Annotated in this window: 16 protein-coding genes; 8 read left to right on the top strand and 8 right to left on the bottom strand. The window is 59.2% G+C overall.

Features of this window, described 5'->3' with window-relative positions; translation table 11 throughout:
* Nucleotides 1–62 precede the first annotated feature (62 nt).
* Nucleotides 63–2,186 (top strand): Ig-like domain-containing protein, encoded by a 2,124-nt coding sequence (locus tag NG895_RS29935; protein WP_252856247.1) that lies wholly within the window; start codon nt 63–65, stop codon nt 2,184–2,186.
* Nucleotides 2,187–2,205: 19 nt separating this feature from the next.
* On the opposite strand, the gene NG895_RS29930 is transcribed toward NG895_RS29935, so the two are convergent.
* From NG895_RS29930 to NG895_RS29920, 3 genes are all read right to left on the bottom strand, one after another.
* Complete coding sequence (locus NG895_RS29930; RefSeq protein WP_252856246.1) at nt 2,206–4,035, bottom strand: endo-1,4-beta-xylanase; 1,830 nt, start codon at nt 4,033–4,035, stop codon at nt 2,206–2,208.
* A 121-nt stretch (nt 4,036–4,156) separates the two neighbouring features.
* Nucleotides 4,157–5,053, bottom strand: coding sequence for an SDR family NAD(P)-dependent oxidoreductase (locus NG895_RS29925; protein ID WP_252856245.1), 897 nt, complete (start codon nt 5,051–5,053; stop codon nt 4,157–4,159).
* A 72-nt stretch (nt 5,054–5,125) separates the two neighbouring features.
* Nucleotides 5,126–6,235: a phytanoyl-CoA dioxygenase family protein gene (locus NG895_RS29920; protein ID WP_252856244.1), complete on the bottom strand. Its 1,110-nt coding sequence runs from the start codon at nt 6,233–6,235 to the stop codon at nt 5,126–5,128.
* An 857-nt stretch (nt 6,236–7,092) separates the two neighbouring features.
* On the opposite strand from NG895_RS29920, the gene NG895_RS29915 reads away from it, so the two are divergent.
* The 6 genes from NG895_RS29915 to rpsU all read left to right on the top strand — a co-directional run bounded on the left by NG895_RS29915 (nt 7,093) and on the right by rpsU (nt 12,448).
* On the top strand, nt 7,093–7,419 hold the full coding sequence (locus tag NG895_RS29915) for a hypothetical protein (RefSeq protein WP_252856243.1): 327 nt from the start codon (nt 7,093–7,095) through the stop codon (nt 7,417–7,419).
* Between the two features lie 26 nt (nt 7,420–7,445).
* A complete protein-coding gene (locus NG895_RS29910; RefSeq protein ID WP_252856242.1) occupies nt 7,446–7,775 on the top strand; it encodes a hypothetical protein in 330 nt (109 codons plus the stop codon).
* Nucleotides 7,776–7,909: 134 nt separating this feature from the next.
* Complete coding sequence (locus tag NG895_RS29905) at nt 7,910–8,944, top strand: zinc-dependent alcohol dehydrogenase (protein WP_252856241.1); 1,035 nt, start codon at nt 7,910–7,912, stop codon at nt 8,942–8,944.
* A 167-nt stretch (nt 8,945–9,111) separates the two neighbouring features.
* The gene (locus tag NG895_RS29900) at nt 9,112–10,302 is read left to right on the top strand and encodes a TlpA family protein disulfide reductase (protein WP_252856240.1); all 1,191 of its coding nucleotides are present in this window, start codon (nt 9,112–9,114) and stop codon (nt 10,300–10,302) included.
* 301 nt (nt 10,303–10,603) lie between these two features.
* Nucleotides 10,604–12,004, top strand: a complete 1,401-nt coding sequence (locus tag NG895_RS29895) for a glycoside hydrolase family 76 protein (protein ID WP_252856239.1) — start codon at nt 10,604–10,606, stop codon at nt 12,002–12,004.
* Nucleotides 12,005–12,118: 114 nt separating this feature from the next.
* Entirely contained in the window at nt 12,119–12,448 is a 330-nt protein-coding gene (rpsU, locus tag NG895_RS31015) for a 30S ribosomal protein S21 (protein WP_425267275.1), read from the top strand.
* Here rpsU and NG895_RS29890 read toward each other — a convergent pair.
* The 5 genes from NG895_RS29890 to gnd form a co-directional block, all read right to left on the bottom strand.
* On the bottom strand, nt 12,416–13,522 hold the full coding sequence (locus tag NG895_RS29890; RefSeq protein ID WP_252856238.1) for an FAD-dependent oxidoreductase: 1,107 nt from the start codon (nt 13,520–13,522) through the stop codon (nt 12,416–12,418). The two genes, rpsU and NG895_RS29890, sit on opposite strands and share 33 nt — an antisense overlap.
* Before the next feature lie 39 nt (nt 13,523–13,561).
* Nucleotides 13,562–15,013, bottom strand: a complete 1,452-nt coding sequence (gene zwf, locus NG895_RS29885; RefSeq protein ID WP_252856237.1) for a glucose-6-phosphate dehydrogenase — start codon at nt 15,011–15,013, stop codon at nt 13,562–13,564.
* A gap of 100 nt (nt 15,014–15,113) precedes the next feature.
* Nucleotides 15,114–15,893, bottom strand: a complete 780-nt coding sequence (locus NG895_RS29880; protein ID WP_252856236.1) for an SDR family oxidoreductase — start codon at nt 15,891–15,893, stop codon at nt 15,114–15,116.
* A 141-nt stretch (nt 15,894–16,034) separates the two neighbouring features.
* Nucleotides 16,035–16,595, bottom strand: coding sequence for a hypothetical protein (locus tag NG895_RS29875; RefSeq protein WP_252856235.1), 561 nt, complete (start codon nt 16,593–16,595; stop codon nt 16,035–16,037).
* Nucleotides 16,596–16,676: 81 nt separating this feature from the next.
* On the bottom strand, nt 16,677–18,122 hold the full coding sequence (gene gnd, locus NG895_RS29870) for a decarboxylating NADP(+)-dependent phosphogluconate dehydrogenase (protein WP_252856234.1): 1,446 nt from the start codon (nt 18,120–18,122) through the stop codon (nt 16,677–16,679).
* Nucleotides 18,123–18,321: 199 nt separating this feature from the next.
* Here gnd and NG895_RS29865 point away from each other — a divergent pair, with 199 nt between their 5' ends.
* On the top strand, nt 18,322–19,722 hold the full coding sequence (locus tag NG895_RS29865; protein WP_252856233.1) for a metallopeptidase: 1,401 nt from the start codon (nt 18,322–18,324) through the stop codon (nt 19,720–19,722).
* The last annotated feature ends 68 nt before the right edge of the window (nt 19,723–19,790 follow it).

Genomic DNA, 19,790 nt, shown 5'->3' with positions numbered 1-19,790 from the left:
CGCTGCCGGTACGCTTCTGGCACGCCACAGACAGCTATCTCGTTGAGGAGGGGCTCTCACCGATGGGACGACTCGCACTGTCGCTTGCTGGATGGATTGCTTTGACCGCTGTCGCCGTCGCCGATGAAGTTTCGACCGGCGCTGAAACGCTTCCGCTAAAGGTCACGGTGACCGGTGCAGGGGGAACTCCCGCCGCTGGCGTCGAAGTTTACGCCAATGCGTTTCCCCCACGGCAGACCCCCTCTGCAACCACCGACAGCGAAGGGCTGGTGACGCTGAATATTGCGCCCAAGCAGGTGTCGGGTCTAACAGTCTACGCGGACGACGGCCAAAACATGGGGCAGGTGCAGTTACCTTGGACGCAAGAGCTGCCCGAATCGCTGAAGCCAGTCTCCATCGAGCTCGCGCCAGCGCGAACGATGAAAGTCCGCGTGGTCGACGAATCCGGTACCCCAGTGGGGGATGCCACGGTTCTGCTGCAGTCAAGTTTCCGAGATGTGTTTAGGGGCACTACAGACCAACAGGGTAGGGCCGCCTTGCGTGTTCCGCATAGCGCACCGCGGCAAACCATCGTGGCCATGAAACCCGGCCTGGGACTGGATTATTTTGCTTTCACCTATCCCGGCATGCCCAAGACGGATCCCAACTTGCTGCCTCCGACGCACGACGAACCCATCGAACTGGTTCTCAACGGCAGTCGCGAGGTGATCGTCGAAGTTGTCGACCAGGATGGCAACCCACTCGCGGGAGCCAAGGTCTATCCCTGGTTGTACCTCAAACCCGACAAGGGCGCGGACCTCAATCTGAGTGGGATGCCCGAGTTCCAGTACACGACCGACGACTCGGGACGTTGCACGTTCGAAGTTCCCGCCGATCTCAGTCGCGTCACCACGATCTGGGCCCGCATGGAAGGCTACTCGGCCACGGAGCGCGCAAACTACGACCCCAAATCGCTCGAACCAATTGTCCAGGCGACGCTGGTCCAGATGGTCTCTCTTAGCGGTAAGGTGGCCTTGCCCGAAGGCGTGCAGGGATCTGACATTACCATCAACATTGCAGGCGATGGCCACGGCTTTGACAACTTTCGCCAGCAATCGGTGGCCGCCAACGACGATGGCAGTTTCGAGGTGCTGGTAAGTCGCAACATGTACTACCAACTCGTTGCTGGCGATAACAAACAATGGGCATCTCCTGGCGTGAACCTGGTCGTGCTCGACCAGGACCTGGACGGCGTACGGCTGCGTCTGGTGCCGGCCACCCGAGTGCATGGCCGTGCTCAGATGGCAACGACCGGCGAACCTGTGTCCAACTCCCGACTGCGACTTAACCAGAAGACCATCAATAGCTACTACGAACTCCCCGACTCGGAGAAGATCCCGAACCCAACCGACTCACGACTCGCTATCAGTCCGGGCCTTGGCGAGTGGACGCAAACCGACGCAGAAGGCAAGTTCGAGTTCTTCGTAGGTCCCGGCTCGTACTACCTATCCGGTCTCGAAATGGTAGAGCGGCCCAGCTTTGTGGTCGGCGGCGAAACCGAGAAGGAAGTGCTAGTCCAAGTCACGCCCCGGCAGTTCGAGAAAGATCGTATTGTGAAGGGGAGGGTGCTGCTGGCCGGTGCCGCTCAGCAACCGGTGGCGGCGGCCCGCGTGTTCAGCTACCCCCTTGATGGTTTCAGCGGTCAACACATCCGTGCAGTAGGCGACGCAGAAGGCTGGTTCGAAACTCGCCTCATCGGCGGACCTCACTACCTGCATGCCAGTGCGACTGTCGATGGCAAGCGTCACGCCGGCATCGCCCGCATTACACCCGATGACGAAATCTATGAAGTATCCATCGCGCCTGCCGCCAAACTCATCGGCAGATTCATTGATGAGGAACTGGACGTCCCGCTCGAGAATCGAAAAATCCGTTGTGCCATTCATATTGAGTATCCAGATGGCATTTCTACCGAAGCCTTTGGGGGATCGGCCACTACCGACGAGCATGGCAACTTCGAAATCGACGGGCTCGTCGTTGGCCGGACCTATCGCCTGACAGTTACAGTGGAAGTAGACGCAGATGGCAGTGGCCGCTCGTTCGGCTACGCCGGCGAGGTCACTCCCACCAAGCCGGGTACGTTCGAGCAAGAGTTCCATGGCTCGGCGCTCGACTTTCCGCCCACTTTCACACCCATCGGCCAATAGCAATAGCTACATCGGTACTTCAATCGAGCGTCAGCTCGACAGTGTTCCCTCCTTCGCTCAAATTAACTTCGGCCGTAACTTCACGTCCGTTGGCCTCGGCGGTCACTTTGTATTGCCCCTTAAATCCACGCACGGTGATTTCACCTTGATCGTTGGTGGATGTCTGCTCATCGGTCCACCACTGGTCGAACACCAGGTCGACGTAAGCCTGGCCATGCGGTCGGATGCTCCATTCCTTGCTAAATAGCGCGGCCTCGGGCTGGAAGTGCGCTCCGGCCCAGAATCCCCACTGCACGATGTTATCGATCGACTCATGAGCGAAGGCCGCTGTGAAAAAGTCCCGCAGGTACCTCGCCTGCAGTTCACGATTGGTCGTGCCGAAGTCGAACTCGGTGATCTCCATGCCGAGCCCGAGCGCGGCGAAGCGGTCGAAGATGGACCACAAGTCTTCGGGGCCCGTCAAATTGCCCTCACGAAAGTGCCCTTGAATTCCGAGTCCGTCAATCGCCGCTCCAGCCTGCTGCAGTGCCCGCAACTGGTCGAAGAACGTTTGCTGACTCTTGGTGTCGGTCGCACCTCCGGTGATCACGATGTCATACTCATTGAGAACCAGCTTGGCCGACGAGTCGTGGGCGGCCAGCACGCTCTTGACCTGGTTGAACCAGTCGACCATCGCGGCGTTGCCTTCGTCCAAGGCGTCCATCAACAGGTGGTTGGCGCGGGGTTCGTTCACCACGTCCCACGTCACGACCTTGCCAGCCGTCTGCCCCACGACATCATCGATATGCGCAGCGATGGCCGCGCGCAATGCCTGTTGCCCCTCGGCATCGAGCGGCTCGCCCGACTGCAGAGTCGGCTCTACCATGTCGAGAATCGGTTGCGGCAACCATCGCTCCCCCGGCCAGATCACGTTGTGACCTCGCACGGGCAGGTTGTGATCGGCTAGCCAGTCGAGCGCGGCGAGCGTGTTGTCTTGCGACCAATTGGCCGAGCCGTACGCCCCTGACCACGCCCGCCATTTCAGGGCGTTCTCGGTGGTCGTCAGGTTAAACAGTTCCAATAGTTTCTGGCGGTACTGTTCGGCATCAGCCCCCTCGGCATTGATCCACGACGTGGCGATGGCCGACCCGAAACCGAACTCATGCCGCTGCATGGCCACGTGTACCTTCGCGCCCGGTACCACATGGCCCTCCGCGTCGCGGACCACAACGGTCAAATTGGCTTTGCGATTTGCTTCGATCCGCCGCTCGGCCTCGGTGTACCACGCTTCGTCCGGCGCACCGGGATAGGCCAGGTCCGTCTCGACGGTGATGCGGTCGAACGAAATATCGAAACTTCCCACCGCCGAGCCGTAGTCGCCGACAATCTGCATCAGGCGGACCTTACTCAGATCGAAGGTCCCCGGATGGTCAACGTTGCGTATGACAAAATCGGGATTGGCCAACGTGGCCAGAGATGCCCCGTGCTGTTTGACATCTGCTGGCAGTTGCTGGACATCGAACCGCCACTTCGCGGCGTGGGAGTTGACGTCGTACAGCTCGAACTCGAACCAGCGAGCTCGATTGGAAGCATTGACCGTGAAGTCAATCTTCACCCGCGAGTCGGCAAAGTCCGTGAAGTCGATTCCCTCACCCAGATAGATGCCGGCGCCACCCGCTCCGTTGGCGATATCGAATAGCCGCAGGGAGCTGTCACCGGGCTCCTGCTGGAAGTCGCCGAAGGTGTGCCCGAACTCCGCATTATTGAATTCGGAGAAGGCGTACTCGTAGCCAACGCTCGTCGTAGAGATGTAGCTGAGTGCGACAAACAGCGTCGCCTGAAAATAGAAAGCAGCGTGGTGGTGCCTCATGGAAGTGCTCCTCGGCTCGGACCTCCCCCGCGCCGATTGTAGGGCACGCTAGCGGTTGGTCCAAGCTCACAGGGCCTTCCATGGCCGAATTCTATCTTGCTCCTATTGTCCTCAATATGCCTTAGGCGGCCCTGCGTTCGGGTTCAGGCATCTGGCTTGCACTTGGTGGTTGGTAGGCCATGTGCTCGGCCTGCCACCTTCGCCAGTAGGCCAGCCGCTGCTCGGTCCGTTTGCGACGTCCCAAGTGCAGCGCGAAGTCCAACAGTCGTGGCATGAAGCGTTTGGCAAAGCACATCAAGCAGGCGACGGGCTCCATCACGACGCGGGCCTTGTTCTTGCGAATTGCTTTGACCGCAGCCTTGGCGACGCGATCCGGTGTGGTGGTGGCCCAGCGAGGTGGTTTCTTGCGCTCTTCGTAACCGTTGGGAATCGAAGCGTCGAACAGATTCGTCCGCACCAATCCAGGGCACAGCGCCGTGACCCCTACGCCTTGCACGCCATACTCGCTGCGGAGCGACTCGGTGTAGCCCACCAGGCCGAACTTTGAGGTGCTGTACGCGCAGACCTTTGGTAGCCCCACCAGTCCCAACACGCTACATACATTCAGGATGTGCACATCGGGTTTGCACAACAGCATTGGCAACAGTTCTTGAGTGAGCCGTATGGGAGCGTACAGGTTGACGTCCAGCACGCGCTGCCAAAGCTCGGGCTCCATCCTGTCGGTCATGCCGCGATAGGTGATGCCGGCGTTGTTCACTAGGATGTCGACACCGTCGGGCAGTGCAGCGGCGAACTTCGCCAGCTCGACGATTTCCTCGGGATGCGCGGCGTCGTAGCAAAACGTGTTAACGCCGACGCCCAGTTCGCCAGCCATCTGGGCGGTTCGGGCCATGCCAGCCTGATCGCGATCGGCCAGCAGCAAATGCACTGCCTGCCGAGCGAGCTCCAGCGCAATCGCCTGCCCGATGCCCGATGCTGCCCCTGTGACAAGAGCTCGCTTACTTTGCAGTTGTTTCATCGATTCCTGAATTTGCTCGTAGCAGCTTGGACCCGATCGAGTCGAAGCTGCTGCAAACCTGAAACGTTGGTTCTACGCAGCCGGACGCAGCACTTCGGTGGCCACGCCGGTACGCTCCAATTCGTAGTCGGGAATCGTGCGGCTCAGCTTGTAGCGATCTTCGCCACGCAGCACCGCAACGCCCCACTTGTCCAAGTGATACTTGCCGCCGTTGTAAACGCTGCGGTAGTACTTCTTGTCGGTGTAGACCGGCACGCTGGTCGGAATCACCCGCAGGTTGAACGCCAGACGGTGGCGGTCCGTGGTATTGGGGCCCGACCCGTGGATGCAGCGTTCGGTGAAGATGATGAACTGGCCCGGCTTGACCGGAACCTCCACCGCGCGAGCTTCCTCTTCCTTGGTGTACTCCAGTGAGAAGTCGGCTTCGTAGAAGCCTTCCTCGCCGCCAAACGTGATCGGACGAATTGCGTTGTGCGTGCCGGGCAGGAACCGCAGGCAGCCGTTGTCGTGATGCGTCTCGTCCACCGCCACCCACACGGTGAGCTGGAAGATGTCGTTCAGGTTCGGCGGGAAAATGGCCGGATCCTGATAGTCCTCCACCATGAAGGTGCTGGCCTGGTGCCATTGAATCGATGGCGATCCCGGGCCCTTGTAGAAAATCTGCGAACGCCACGTTAAGAGGTCCGGTCCCAGAATCTGGGCGATCCGCTCGGTAATGGCGGGATGCTTCATGTAGTTCCACAGACGTGGCATCTCGAAGTGACGATCCCGCGGCGTGACAAAGCCGTACGTTTCGCTCTTCGTGTTCTCAACTTCCAGCAGCTCGTTGCGGAAGTTCTGCATCTGCTGCGGGCTGAAGGCGTCGAACGGTCCGATGAAGCCGTTGGTATAGAACGACTTGAGCTGATCGTGGCTCAAGCGGTACTCCGGCGCCACTTCCGCTTTGGGAGCAATCACCTTCGGTTGCTGGAAATAGCAAGGCTGATCGATGAACGCCCGTAGCACGCCCGACTTCAGGATCATCGAGAACATCTCGTAATCCCAGTTGTTGACGATGCTCTTCAGATCGCGGGGCAAAATCTTGCGAGGCAGCCCCAGTGCCTTCCAGGCACACAAACCAGCCAGGCCACCCATGATCGGCAAACGCTGCCACAGGGGACGCAACTTTGGCTTCATGTTCATCGCGACAAAACTCCGGTAGATCGGTGGGCAAAGTTCGCGGCGGCGAACCTTCCGTCGTTCGCTCTCGGCCGCGGGTGGAACCTTCGCGGTAATTACACAAAGTATCGGTCGTACGGAATAGCGAAATTAGACCGACTTGGCAGAAAGCAATGCCAGCACGAGCCGTCCGGCAGCGTTTAGTTGTTACCCCAGATCCGGGATCTACGTTCGTGGGCCCAAAACTCGGGAGGTTTTGTCGCACCCCCCGAATGGTTAAGCCTATAAAAGCAGTGGTTTAACTAGTTCGAGGGTGCCAAAACCAGCCGCGTTGTTCTCCGCATGTTTCACCCGTCTCGCATGTTGGCCCAAAACTCTGCTGCTGTCCCAAAACTCCGTTAGTGGCCCTTCGCTCCACGAATGAGCGTAACGCCCCCCAGGCACTCATTCGCGGAGCGAAGGGTCCGATACACTCACCTAACTTCCAGACGACCAGGGGCCTGACGGCCCCCGCTCGCCACTTAGATGTGCACATAATGACACGCGATTATTGGACCAATTGTGCGGGCGATTTCTACGGCGATTTTTTGACAACCGCGGTTTTGGCGGAGCAGCGTATGAAATCACCACAGTGAGTGCGGGGAACGGAGAGGCAACCATTTCTTAACCCTCCCGCTTGCGGGAGGGTCGGGCTCTCAGGCCCGGGGAGGGAATTGAATCTCACGCGAAGGCACGACAACACGACGGAAGTGTGAATCGCAGGCGGTGGAGCATCATCCCGCCGCGGCATGAATGCAGAAGGGCAGGGAAGTGAGTATACTTCGGGAAGAGACGCTATCGCTCGTCCCGAAATAACTTAGCCTCCCAAAGGTGCTGCGGTCGTGATTCCAAGAAAGCTGTCTGAGGCTGACTTTCACGCCACGTTCGCGTCACCAATGCAGAACGTCACGCAAACAGCCACGGAGGTGATTGATATCTGGCCATACGTGCAAGTGGTCCCCCTCGATGACTTACTCGGTAACGCTATCCACGATCAATTCATCGAGAAGGTCTACAGAGATGCATCCAATCGCTATGACCATGTCCTCGTTATGACTCGCACCAAAAACGTCTTCTTAGTCATCGTTGTCGACTTAGAAGCAAAAGCCATCTTTGGCCATCACTTACTAGATCTCAATGAGAAGTACGGTCTACCTCCAAATCCATAGCTCGCTGTAGAGATCGACTTCATACCATGAACCCCTTCACCTCCCCACAAGCCAAGTCGGCCCCCGATCCCTCCGCCATGCCCGCCACCATGACGGTGCGGCGTGGATTCGTGATCACGATCCTCAGCGCCCTGGGATTCGGACTGGCCGGTGGACTAATTGGGTTCGTCCTGGGCACCGTCACGCCAAGCTACTACCGCGCGGTGTTCGATATCCCACCCGAGTCGTCCCTCAACCCCGTGCACGTCGGCTTGGGGCTGGGCTTCACCCAAGGCCTGATACTTGGCATGTTCGTGGGACTGGCAATCGTGCTGATCGTGGCGTGGCACGAATCGCGGGTGTCGCGGTTTCGGTAGAGCAGGAATACTGAATCCACTTTTCTCGGGTTCGACACTTATCGCACCGAATGACTGGCAACGGTTGACGAAGCCGTAACAGGCGTCGGACAATTGATTGCGAGGGTCGTCTGTCTTTCTTTTGCGGGGTCGCCATGAAGTCGTTCAAGTTAAGTGCCCTGCATACCTTGGAGTTGCGGGAGGTGCCAGCTCCAACGCTGCAGCAGGATACCGATGTGCTGATCAAGATGGGGGCCGTGGGCGTGTGTGGCTCCGACCTGCACTACTACACCACAGGCCGCATTGGGGACCAGGTGGTGGAGTATCCTTTTACCGTGGGGCACGAATGTGCGGGCACGGTGCTGGAGGTCGGTTCCCAGGTATCGACCGTGGCTGAGGGCGACCGCGTCGCGATCGAGCCTTCGCTCTCCTGCGGTACCTGCGACCAATGTCGCACCGGGCGAGAGAACACTTGCCGTCACAATTTGTTCCTGGGTTGCCCCGGACAAGTCGAGGGTGCCCTTGTCGAGCAGTTGGTGATGCCCGAGACAAATGTGTTTCGCGTTGCAGAGGACTTCGATTTCGGTGCGGCGACGTTCTCCGAACCACTGGCGATCGGAGTTTACACCGTACAGCAGTCGGCGCTCGAGCGGGAGCACGCCATCGGCATTCTGGGGATGGGACCGATCGGCCACTCGGTGATGCTGCCAGCGGTAGACATGGGATGCCGCGCGATTTATTGCACCGACAAAGTCGACTATCGCTGCCAGGCAGCCTGCGAGGCCGGGGCCACCTGGGCTGGCAATCCTAGCCGCGAAGACGTAGTCGCCGAAGTCCTCGCCCGTGAGCCAGCAGGCCTCGACATTGTGTACGAATGCTGTGGCCAACAAGCGGCTCTCGATCAGGCGATAGAACTGCTGAAGCCAGGCGGACTGCTGATGATCGTTGGCATTCCCGAGTGCGATGCAGTGAACTTCCCGCCGCACCTGATGCGCCGCAAGGAACTGACGATTATGAACGTCCGCCGCCAGCGAGGTTGTGTGCCGGCAGCACTCCAGCTGATCGCCAGGCACCGGGCGAAAGTGGACAACCTGCTGACGCACCACTTCGCTTTTGACGACACAGAAGCGGCTTTCGACCTGGTGGAACACAAACGCGATGGCGTGATCAAAGCGATTATTGAGTTTTAAGGAGAGTCCGTAGCGGGTCACGAGGTAGCGCGCACCAAAATCGTGGCCTGGCATGAGTCGCGGATGTCGCGGTTTCGGAAAGACTGGACCTTAGTTGTCTCAGGTAATGCTCTATGAAATTCTCTGGAATGTGTTCAAACTCGCTCCTTATTTTTGTGTGCCTATGCATGCCCCAGCTCGCGAACGCGGACAGGTTAGCTCAGGTTGAAGCGTTAAAGAGCCAGTACGAGGAGGTCGCGGAGGACTGGCGCGGCAGCTTCACTCCCCTTGAAGGACGCGAACGGCTCTCGACTGAACAAAGCATCCAAGCCTACAACGAGTGGCCAGCGTGGTCTTTTCTGCCTCGGTTCTTGAAGCTGGCAACAGAAAATCCTGATGACGACGCAGCGTATGAGTGCTGCCAGTGGATCCTGCAATGTATTAACGCAGTGGGCAATTCGGAGCAAAGAGCATTTTCCGCGGACCAAATAGTCTGGCACATCCTGGCCATGCACCAGACTCACCGCGACGAACTGCCTCTTCTATGCCTGCAAGCCGCCCAATTTCCCGGCCCCGGGCGAGAGCAGTTTCTGCGAAAGCTACAAAACGATGCCGACTCTTCACATAAAGTCCAAGGGTTTGCAATCACGGCTTTGGCGGAGATGTTGTCTCAGAAGTATGAAATTGCCTCCACTCGTCAGCGGCGTCGTGGCCACGGCTCATCCAACGAATTCAACGAGTACGTCCGTTCGAGAGAGTGTCCGAACTGGAAACTGTACATAGAACAAGGCAAGCCGGAGGAGTATCGGCAGGATGCCATCGAGTTATTTCGTGAAGTGCTGTCGAGACATCAAGATATCCCGGTGTCAATCACCGCTCCGTCCTTCCGCAACCTCGACACACTCGGCGAGAAAGCCGCCCAGAGTCTTTATGCCCTGGAACATCTAATCGTCGGCACCGAAGCCCCGAACATTTTGGGTACCGACCTTCACGGCAAACCGCTCGACTTGAGGGAATATCGCGGTAAGGTCGTCGTGCTGTCGTTTTGGTTCCCCGAATGCGGTCCCTGCCTTGCTTTGGTGCCCGAAGAGAAGAGGCTGGCCGAAACGTTTCAAGATCGCCCCTTCGCTCTACTTGGCGTCTGTCGCGCAGAGCAGCGTGAGGAGGCTCTTGAGGTGGCTGACAAACACTCCATGGACTGGCCCATCTGGTACGATGGCCCGGAAGGCCCCATCGTCCGCGACTACAACATACTCTCCTGGCCCACCATTTACGTCCTCGATCCCGAGGGACGCATCGTGGAGAAGAAACTACTCGGAAAGGACCTCGAAGATCTTGTGGCCAACCTGCTCGACAAGAAGGAGAAGCAGGGAAGGTAGGTCTCGCAGGTATCAGTGGATACGTCACGCTCATATCGAGCTTCTGGCGTTCGTGGCGACAACTTCTCGCGTAGCCACCACCACGTTCCCTCAGGCTCCACCAGGTGATCGAGCCTCTTCACCCTCGCCCCCTTCCCCCGATCGCTCAGAGACAGATTCTCGTCCACGTAGCAATTCTCGCGTGAAGGTCTCGGGGGAGAGGGGAATTTTGTCTGCCAAGCCATCGTGCTGGGGAGCCCCGGCGGTTACAATAAAACGTACGGAACAAGGCGTTTTTGCGTGATTGGGAACAGACGAGTTGATGGCATCTTTGAGTCGAGTTTGGCGGTGTGGCCTGGGGTTGGCCCTGTTGGTGGGGATCTGCCCTGCGGTGCGCGGTGTGGAACTCGCCACGCTGCAAGCCTGGGGTATGGAAGTCGCGCAGGAGATTGAGTCGACGTTGCGGCTCGAACGGTCCAGCCTCTACGCGGAGACTGCCAATCTGGGCGGTGGGCAGTACGGTGGAGCCAACGGTCGGGCGTTCGTGTGGCCGGCCGCCACGCAGTTTCGGGTGCTCGATTCGCTGGTGCAAATCGATCCAACGACCTACGCTCCAGAATTGCGAGCGTTCTCCAACCAACTGCGTAACGACTACTGGCGCAATGGCGGCTACAGCGCCGTGGCGTTTGCCAGCGATCACTACTACGACGACAACGGCCATCTGGTGGTCTCGATGGTCGAGGCCTACAACCTGACCGGCGACGAGGTGTACAAGACGCGGGCCATCGAAACCTACGACTTTGTGCTCTCGGGCGAGGACGACGCCGGCGGAGGGGGCATCTACTTCCGCCGGGGCGACTACGGCTCCAAAGACACCGTCTCCACGCTGCAAGGAGCCCGGGCCGCGGCGATGCTGTACAACGCTACGGGCGAACAGCAGTACCTGGACGACGCCGAGCGGCTGATGGAGTGGACCAATTCGCACGTGCAACAGGCAGGCGGCCGCTACTGGCAGCGATTCCGACTCGACACGATGCAGGCCGATGGCGTCGACATCGTCAACGCCACGGGCATCGGCATTTCGGCCAACATCGAACTTTACGACGCCACCGGCGACTTAGCCTACTTGCACGAAGCACAACGAGTTGCTTACTCGGGTGTTGGTCGTTTTTTCAACAGCTCGACCGGCGCGCTCAACGACGAAAGCTACTGGGCCTTCGAAATGGTCGACGCCCTGAACGACCTTTACCTGCGGGACGGTAATCGCTCCTGGCGCAGCGCCGTGCATGGCGCGATGGAGTGGATGCACGACAACAAACGCGATCCCAACGGGCACTATCCCTTGTTCTGGGGACGCGAGGGGGTGCAGACCGAAACGCTCACCGAGTGGAATCTCAACGAGCAAGCGGCCGCCGCGCGGGCGCTGTTGGATACTTCGGTGACCGAATTGCTGCCGGGCGATTTCAACGACGACGGGGTGGTCGACATGGCCGACTACGTCGTGTGGCGCAATAACGTTGGCGCCCATCGCGGCACTCTGCCCAACGACACCAGCCAACAAGTGGTCGGCACGACGCAATACCTCGCCTGGAAACGCAACTTCGGCGCAACCGACTCCTCAGCGCCAAGCTCCTTGGCAGCAGCGGCCGTACCCGAGCCAGCAACCCTGCTGCTATGGGTGGCCGCCATAGCGCTGCTGACGTGCGGCCGACGTCCTGCGTAGTGTTGTGGCCGCCCCGGCATTACAACGGTATACTCTCTGGCACTGCGGCCTCCGCTGGAGGCGCAAGCATCGCACTCTTGAGTTGGCACAGCGTCAGCCACTAAGACGCAAAGCATGCCCGGACGCGTGGAGGTCCGCGAAGGAGAATCGATTCAATCCGCCGTTCGGCGCCTGAGCCTGGTGGTTCATCGCGCCAGCAGGCGCCCATGGTACAAGTCGAGGCCAGGCTGTTATCTGAAGCCGAGTGAACGACGCCGCAACAAAGAAGCCCTCCGCAAACGGAATGCCAGGCGCGCGGAGCATCGGCAGCCGGGCGGACCAGTGACGGTCTATTTATCGCTCAGACAACAACTGGCGACGCGAGACGTGTTCGAGCTTCGAAAGCCAAACAAACACCCCAGCCCAAGGATTTCACTCGAGATTGACCGGGTGATCGAGCCCTAGCACCCACTTGCGGAAGTTGCCTTCCCCCACATTCATGGCCGCCGAAGCCAGAGGGGCAAATTGCCGCGCGAGGTGCGAAAGCTTGGTGCGGCCGCGGGCGACTTGCGTCATCTGCTCGACGCGGCGAACCACCGAGTGCACCACCGGACTCCGCAGTCGATGGTAGTCGCCCAACCGGCCCGCAGCCACGAGGTGGGCGAATACGTAGGCATCTTCGATGCCGAGATTCATCCCGCGCCCGCCCAATGGCGAGTGCAGGTGCGCCGCATCGCCCGCGAGGGCCACCGGCCCTTCGGCGAACTGGCTGGTCACGCAGTGTCGCAGATGGAATTCGCTCTGCCAGCGGATGGTCCCCGGCGTGGTGTTTCCAGGAAGGTAGTCGGTCACTGGCAGGACATTGCCTGCCACCCGCCATAGGTTGTCGGCCATGCAAAGCATGAACACCGCGCCCTCGTCGTGCCACTCGAGGTGGGCGTGGTCGGTGGCCAGGTCGGTCTCGAGCTCCAGATCGATCACCATCCACGGCTCCGCGAAGTGATCGCCGAGGTACTCGAAGCCAAGTTGCTCGCGGACGGTACTGCGAGGACCATCGGCGCCGAGCAGAGCATTGGCCTGGTAGCTTTCCGATTCGCCGTTGGGCAGGGTTAGGCTGCAGGTGATACTGCCGTCGCCTTCGATTTTCAGCGACTCGAAATGCGTATTAAACTCAACCGGAATGCCCCGCTCGATCACGGCGTCGGCCAACGCCCGCTCGCTGTCGGCTTGCGAATGGACGAGCATAAAAGGGTACTTGTGGTCGACCTTGGTGAGATCGCCTGCAAAGATCACTCGGCCATGCCGCCACAGATTCATGCCGCGCATCTTGTGGCCTTGCCGCAACAACCGCTCCGTTACGCCTGTCGATTCCAACAGGCTGAGCGTCCGCGGATTGACGCCGAACGCCTTGCTGTGCTCCGACAAGCCACTGTGTTGCTCGACGATGCGAACCGGAATGTCGAGATCCGCCAGGAACAACGCGGCCGATAAACCAGTGGGGCCTGCCCCGACGATCAAGACTTGAGGCTTGTCGGCCATACAGTGGAACATCCTGGCGGAGTGAAACAAATGGGTGCTCTAATGCAGCACCGGGCAGGTATCGAACCACTCTCGGCCGGTCTCGCGCATCCACTCGGTCGACTCCATCGGCCCCCAGAACCCCCGCTCGTACTTGTAAACGGGCGGCTGGTTTTCGTTCTGCCAGTGCTGCAGGATCGGGTCGCAAATGCTCCAAGCGGCCTCCACTTCGTCGGCACGCGCAAACAAACTGGCGTCGCCCTCCAAGGCGTCGAGCAGCAGTCGCTCGTATGCCTCGGGCATCACGCCACGAAATTCGCGGTCGTAACGGAAGTCGAGATCGGTCTGGCGGAAACGCATTCCTTGGTCGGGCACCTTCGTCTGAAAGTGCATCTGGATACCTTCGGCCGGCTGGACCTGGATCACCAGTTGGTTGGCTTCGCAGTTACGCGACGTGTTCTCGAACAACATATGCGGCGGGCGGCGGAACCGAATAACGATCTGCGTTGTGCGGCAACTCATCGCCTTGCCGCTCCGCAAGTAAAACGGCACTCCTTGCCAACGCCAGTTGTCGATCCACAACTTCATGGCCGCAAACGTGGCCGTTTGGCTATCGGGCGCGACGTCCTTCTCCTGCAAATAACCGTCGTACTGACCGCGGAACGTGTCGGCGGTAAGCATCTCGGGTGTCATCGGTCGCACGGCCTGCAAGACTTTGACTTTTTCGTCGCGCACCGGATCGGCGGCGTACTTTACCGGCGCTTCCATGGCCGTGATCATCATCAACTGCAAGATGTGATTCTGGAACATGTCGCGGATGATGCCGGCCGTTTCGTAGTAGCCTGCGCGGCTGCCGATGTCGACTTCTTCGGCTACCGTGATCTGCACGTGGTTGATGTAGTTGCGGTTCCAGATTGGCTCGAAGATCGAATTGGCGAACCGCAGCACCATCAGGTTCTGCACCGTTTCCTTGCCCAGGTAGTGGTCGATACGGTAGACCTGGTGCTCGGCGAAGTGGCTGTGCACCACGGCGTTGAGCTTGCTGGCGGTCTCGCCATCGGTGCCGAACGGCTTTTCGATCACCACCCGCCGCGGGCCGTTCGACTCGTCCGCCATGCCCGATTTGCCGAGCATCTCGGCAGCCGGTCCGTAGAATCGCGGGGCGGTCGACAGGTAATACACCCGCTCGCTCTCGCCATCGCCCTCGAGTTCCACGAGCATCTTGTCGAGCTCGGCGAAGTCCTCCGCCTGACCGATGTCGCCTGGATGATAAAAGATCTTCTGGGCGAACTCGCCCCACGACTCGGCATCGAAGTTGTCGCCGGCGAACTTCTGGGTGCTCTCCGTCAGGCTCGCCCGCCATTCGTCGTGCGTGAACTTGGTGCGAGAAAAGCCAACGACCCGCGTGTCGTCGGGCAAGCGTCCCTTGCGATGGAGCTGATAGAGCGCAGGAATCAACTTCCGCTGCGTCAGATCGCCCGACGCACCGAAGATAACTATGGAGTGAGGCATAGGGAATTTTGGAGTGCGGAATTCGGAATGCGGAGTCTAGGGAGCAGTTTGCGCAGCCGCCACGCGGACTCCGCATTCCGATTTCCCACTTCCGCATTCCCTAGATTGTCATGGAGGTGAAACCGCCGTCGACGTAAATTGCCTCGCCTGTGATGAAGCTGCCGGCACCGCGTGCGAGCAATAGCAGCGTCGCACCCATCAGCTCTTCGGGCTCGCCGAAACGCTTCATCGGTGTGTGACGCATGATATCGGCAACTCGCTCTTCGCTCAAGATTTTGCGGTTTTGCTCAGCAGGAAAAAAGCCGGGGCACAGGCAGTTCACCCGCACGCCCTGGGTGGCAAACTCGCGGGCGACGTTCTTGGTGAGGCTCAGCACCGCCGCCTTCGAGGCCGAATAGGTAAACACCTTCGAAAGCGGCAGGAAGCTCGTGACGCTGCCAATGTTGAGAATCGACCCGCCGGCGCCCGAGTCGATCATTTGCTTGCCAAACACCTGGCAGCTGTAATGCACGCCGGCCAGGTTGCTCTTGATGATCTTGTCGAATTCGTCCTCGGCAATGTCAAAATAGGGGGTCGCCGAGTTGACGCCCGCCCCGTTGACTACCGCATCGACGCGGCCGTGATCTTTGACGACCTTGTCGCAAAGCTCTTGGATCGAAGCCTTGCTCATGGCGTCGACGGATGCGAAGCAGGCCTTGCCGCCGGCCTTCTCAATCGCCTCGACACGGGCAGCACCGCGTTCTTCGCTCCGCCCGGCCACAACCACGTGGGCGCCGGCCTTACCAAGCCCCTCGGCCATCTCGCCGCAGAGTACGCCGGTACCACCAATCACCACGGCCACCTGACCGTCGAAGCTGAAGAGTTTTTCTAGGTAGGACATTTTGGTTTGCCTGATTGGTTTTAGTTGAACGGCTGAGGGGGATTGTTGGTGAGCCGGAAGCGTCAGCGCCCGGAGTTAGTTTGCTGGTTGGTTTTGTTGTTTAACCACGGAGAACACAGAGTGCACTGAGAGGGGTGACTATCAATCTGTCTGACTATGCCATTGCTGAATTAAACTCAGCGTGCGAAGAGAGTCATCTCCGTAATTGGAACGGCCTACGCTCTCCGACAACTCGGGCAAAACCTCATCTCGAAAGCTAACCACTCGAATTCCATCCGCTGGCAAACCTCTCGACGCACAATAAGTGCTCAGGTGGTCATCGAAGCTGGCATCTTCCGGCAATACCCAAGTGACCCAGACTCGCTGAAGCTTCGAAAGGCAAAAGCCAACAGATTCGTAAGTGCACTGTATTGCATCGAAGTAGTTTCTACCTCGGCTGAAGTCAGTATTATTGCCTTCCCGGCGTTGAGGTGCACCAAAAAACTTCCGGTCGAATGCATCTCGAAGCTTAGGCCACGTTGCCCTCCAGGAGAGCTCATGCGTCACGCTTGCCTCGATGTGCAACTGTTCTTCGGTCGGAATACAGTACGCCAACAAATCAAGCTGGCGATTGTTTCCACTGGCCACTTTCTTATCCGGATACGTAAAACAGTTCTTACACAACCGGTAATAGGCTTCGACAATCTTCTCAGTCGTATTCATTGGAAACGCATGATGTCACTTTCCTCCGTGACCTCTGTGCCCTCCGTGGTTAGTCTTCCTGCGCGTTCTTTCCGGCAAGTCCTACGAAGGATCCTTCCGCAGGTCGAGCCACTCGGTGTGGAACATCTCGCCGCGGGGTTTGTCCGTGCGTTCGTAGGTGTGGGCGCCGAAGTAGTCGCGTTGGGCTTGCAGCAGGTTCGCCGGCAGCGACTCGCGGCGGTAGCCGTCGTAGTAGGCCAGGGCGGTATAGAACGCGGGCACCGGGATGCCGAGCGAGGCCGCGGTCGCGACCACGTGTCGCCAGGCGTCCTGCGCCTTGTCGACTGCTTCGCCGAAGTATGGTGCGAGCAGCAGGTTCTCGAGCTTGGGGTCCTTGTCGAACGCTTCCTTGATGCGATCGAGGAACACGGCGCGGATGATGCACCCGCCACGCCACAGCATGGCGCAGTCGCCGTAGTTCAGTGGCCAATCGTGCTCGGCCGCGGCGGCCTGCAGTTGCACGAAGCCCTGGGCGTAGCTCACAATCTTCGAGGCATACAGGGCGTGCCGCACCGCCTCGATGAACTGCTTCTTGTCGCCGTCGTACTTAATTTCGGGGCCCTTGAGCACCTTACTTGCGCGGACACGTTCGTCCTTCAGGGCCGACAGGCAGCGAGCGTATACGGCTTCCGTGACCAGCGTGCTGGGCATGCCGAGGTCGAGGGCCAGTTGGCTCATCCACTTGCCGGTGCCCTTGGCGCCGGCGCGGTCGAGCACCATGTCGACCATGTAATTGCCCGTCTCTTCATCCTTGACGCTGAAGATGTCGCGAGTGATCTCAATCAGGTAGCTATCGAGCTCGCCTTTGTTCCACTCGGTGAAGACGTCGTACAGCTCGTCGTTCGATAGGCCCAACACTTCCTTCATCAGGAAGTAGGCCTCGCAGATGAGCTGCATGTCGCCATACTCGATGCCGTTGTGCACCATCTTTACGTAGTGGCCGGCGCCGCGGGGGCCGACCCACTCGCAGCAGGGGATGTCGCCATTCGGTCCGACCTTAGCCGCGATAGCCTGGAAGATCGGCTTGACGTGCTCCCACGACTCGGGCGAGCCCCCCGGCATCATGCTGGGGCCTTTGAGTGCGCCCTCTTCGCCACCGGAGACGCCGGTGCCGCAGAACAAGAGACCTTGCTCTTCGACGTATTTGGTGCGGCGTTCGGTGTCGGCGTAGTAGGTGTTGCCACCGTCGATGATGATGTCGCCCTTATCCAAGAGCGGAATCAACTGCTCGATCACCGCGTCGACGGCCGGGCCCGCTTTGATGAGCATCATCACCTTGCGGGGCGGCTTGAGAGCTTTGACCAGTTCCTCGACCGAGTGGCATCCCACGAAGTTCTTACCCTTCGCACGGCCGTCGATGAAGTTGTCCACCACGCTGGTGGTTCGGTTGAACACGGCCACTTTGTAGCCGCGGCTCTCAACGTTGAGCGCCAGGTTCTCCCCCATCACAGCCAGGCCGATGAGGCCAAAATCGCATAAATCGGACATCAGGTAATCCTTTTTGGTATAAAAAAGGAGTGATCACTTTGTGAAATGCTCTCAAGCGAGCGTATCACGATGATCAGCATTATTGGGCCATTGGTCAATATGGCGGGGGCTGTTAGCGCACATCGCGGTCGCGGCAGCCGACGCCCAGGCCGCCGCACCCAGATGTCGCAAGACATCGAAACCACAGCCGAGGTCTCTCTTGCGAGCACATTTCGTTCTGCCTGCCATCACGGTCTTGTTCGCAATACTTGCGTCCCCAGTTTCGCTGGCCGCCGAATCGATTGCCGTCAGCAATCACGAACCTGGGTCTACCGTTCGCTATTCGGTGGTGCTGTTGCAAGGAACTGCACCCACAGGCACCGGCGAGCTAGCTATTCAAAACCTGGACGCGCCGGCCCACGCCGAGCCAGTGCATGTGGTTCAGCATGAAGATCGATTTCGCGCCTTGGTGCAACTGACAGAGGGAAAAAACCGCATTCGCTTGTCCGCCGAGCGAAACGCCGAACCGAGTGAATTCGAGATTGTTTACAAACCACAAACCAATCCTCACTACGTGCGACTGGTTTGGATGACCGACAACTCGGGCGACACCAGTTACGCGGCGCCCGATGGCCCAACGTCCGAGGATTACGAGAACCGACTGAGAACCGCGGCCCTGTTGATGCAGACATTCACGGCCGAGCGGATGAACCAGTTGGGCTACGGACACCGCACGTTTCGGCTCGAGCAGGACGACGATGGACAGGTCGTGGTGCACACCTGGGCAGGGCCGAAGAGCACCGAAGAGTACCACAACATGCCGGACGATCAATTCTGGTGGCGCAATATCTACGGTTGGCTAAACCAGGAACACCCCGACGACAATGCCAAGAACATCGTGCTGGCAGCCTACACCCGCAAGGACGAAGCGACCGGGCGCCTGAAGTCGCATACGGCGCTCGGTGGTGGCAATCTCGGACTGTTTGGCAGTGCGTCGGTATTCTCCTGGCCTACCAGCATCGGCAACTCGGCCCAGGCCTTCTTGGACGATTCGCAATACGACACCACGCGGGTGCACGACGACAGCGTAGGGCGGAGCACCATCTGGGGACTGTCGTCCACCACCATCGGGGCCACGTTGCACGAGATGGGGCACACTTTTGGCCTGCCACACAGCACCGACCGATTCGACATCATGACGCGCGGCTTCGACCACTTTAATCGCTGCTTTACGTTCTACGATCCCCCCAGTGGCCGCAACGCCAAGCCGCGCTACTTCGAGCCCAACGAAGAAGGCTACTTTGCGCCGGTTAGTGCTTCGTACCTGCGATGGAGCCCCTGGTTTCAACTCGACAAACCGGCCAACACTTCGGCGCGTCCAGAAATCAAGATTTCCGCAAGCGAAGTGACGATATCTTGCAAAGCAGGCATCCCGTGGATTGGGTTTCACGTCGGTGGCGACATCCATCATCACGAAGAGTACGACGAAAGCGATCTGCCCCAAGAGGTCCGGTTTAGCTTGGAAGAGATCAAGGAGAAGTTAGGAGGCCAGCGCGCGAGCTTGATTCGCGCCATCGCTCCCAACGGGCAAGAAACGTCACGCCGTTTGCGTGATCGCTGACACCGCGATCGGATCGCCCGCCTGTACCGGGCGAGGAAAACCTACGGCCCATCCGATTTTCCGGAGAA

The sequence above is a fragment of the Aeoliella straminimaris genome (assembly GCF_024054565.1).
In the GTDB taxonomy this organism is placed as follows: Bacteria; Planctomycetota; Planctomycetia; order Pirellulales; family Lacipirellulaceae; genus Aeoliella; species Aeoliella straminimaris.
This window is presented reverse-complemented; position numbering and strand designations above follow the sequence as displayed.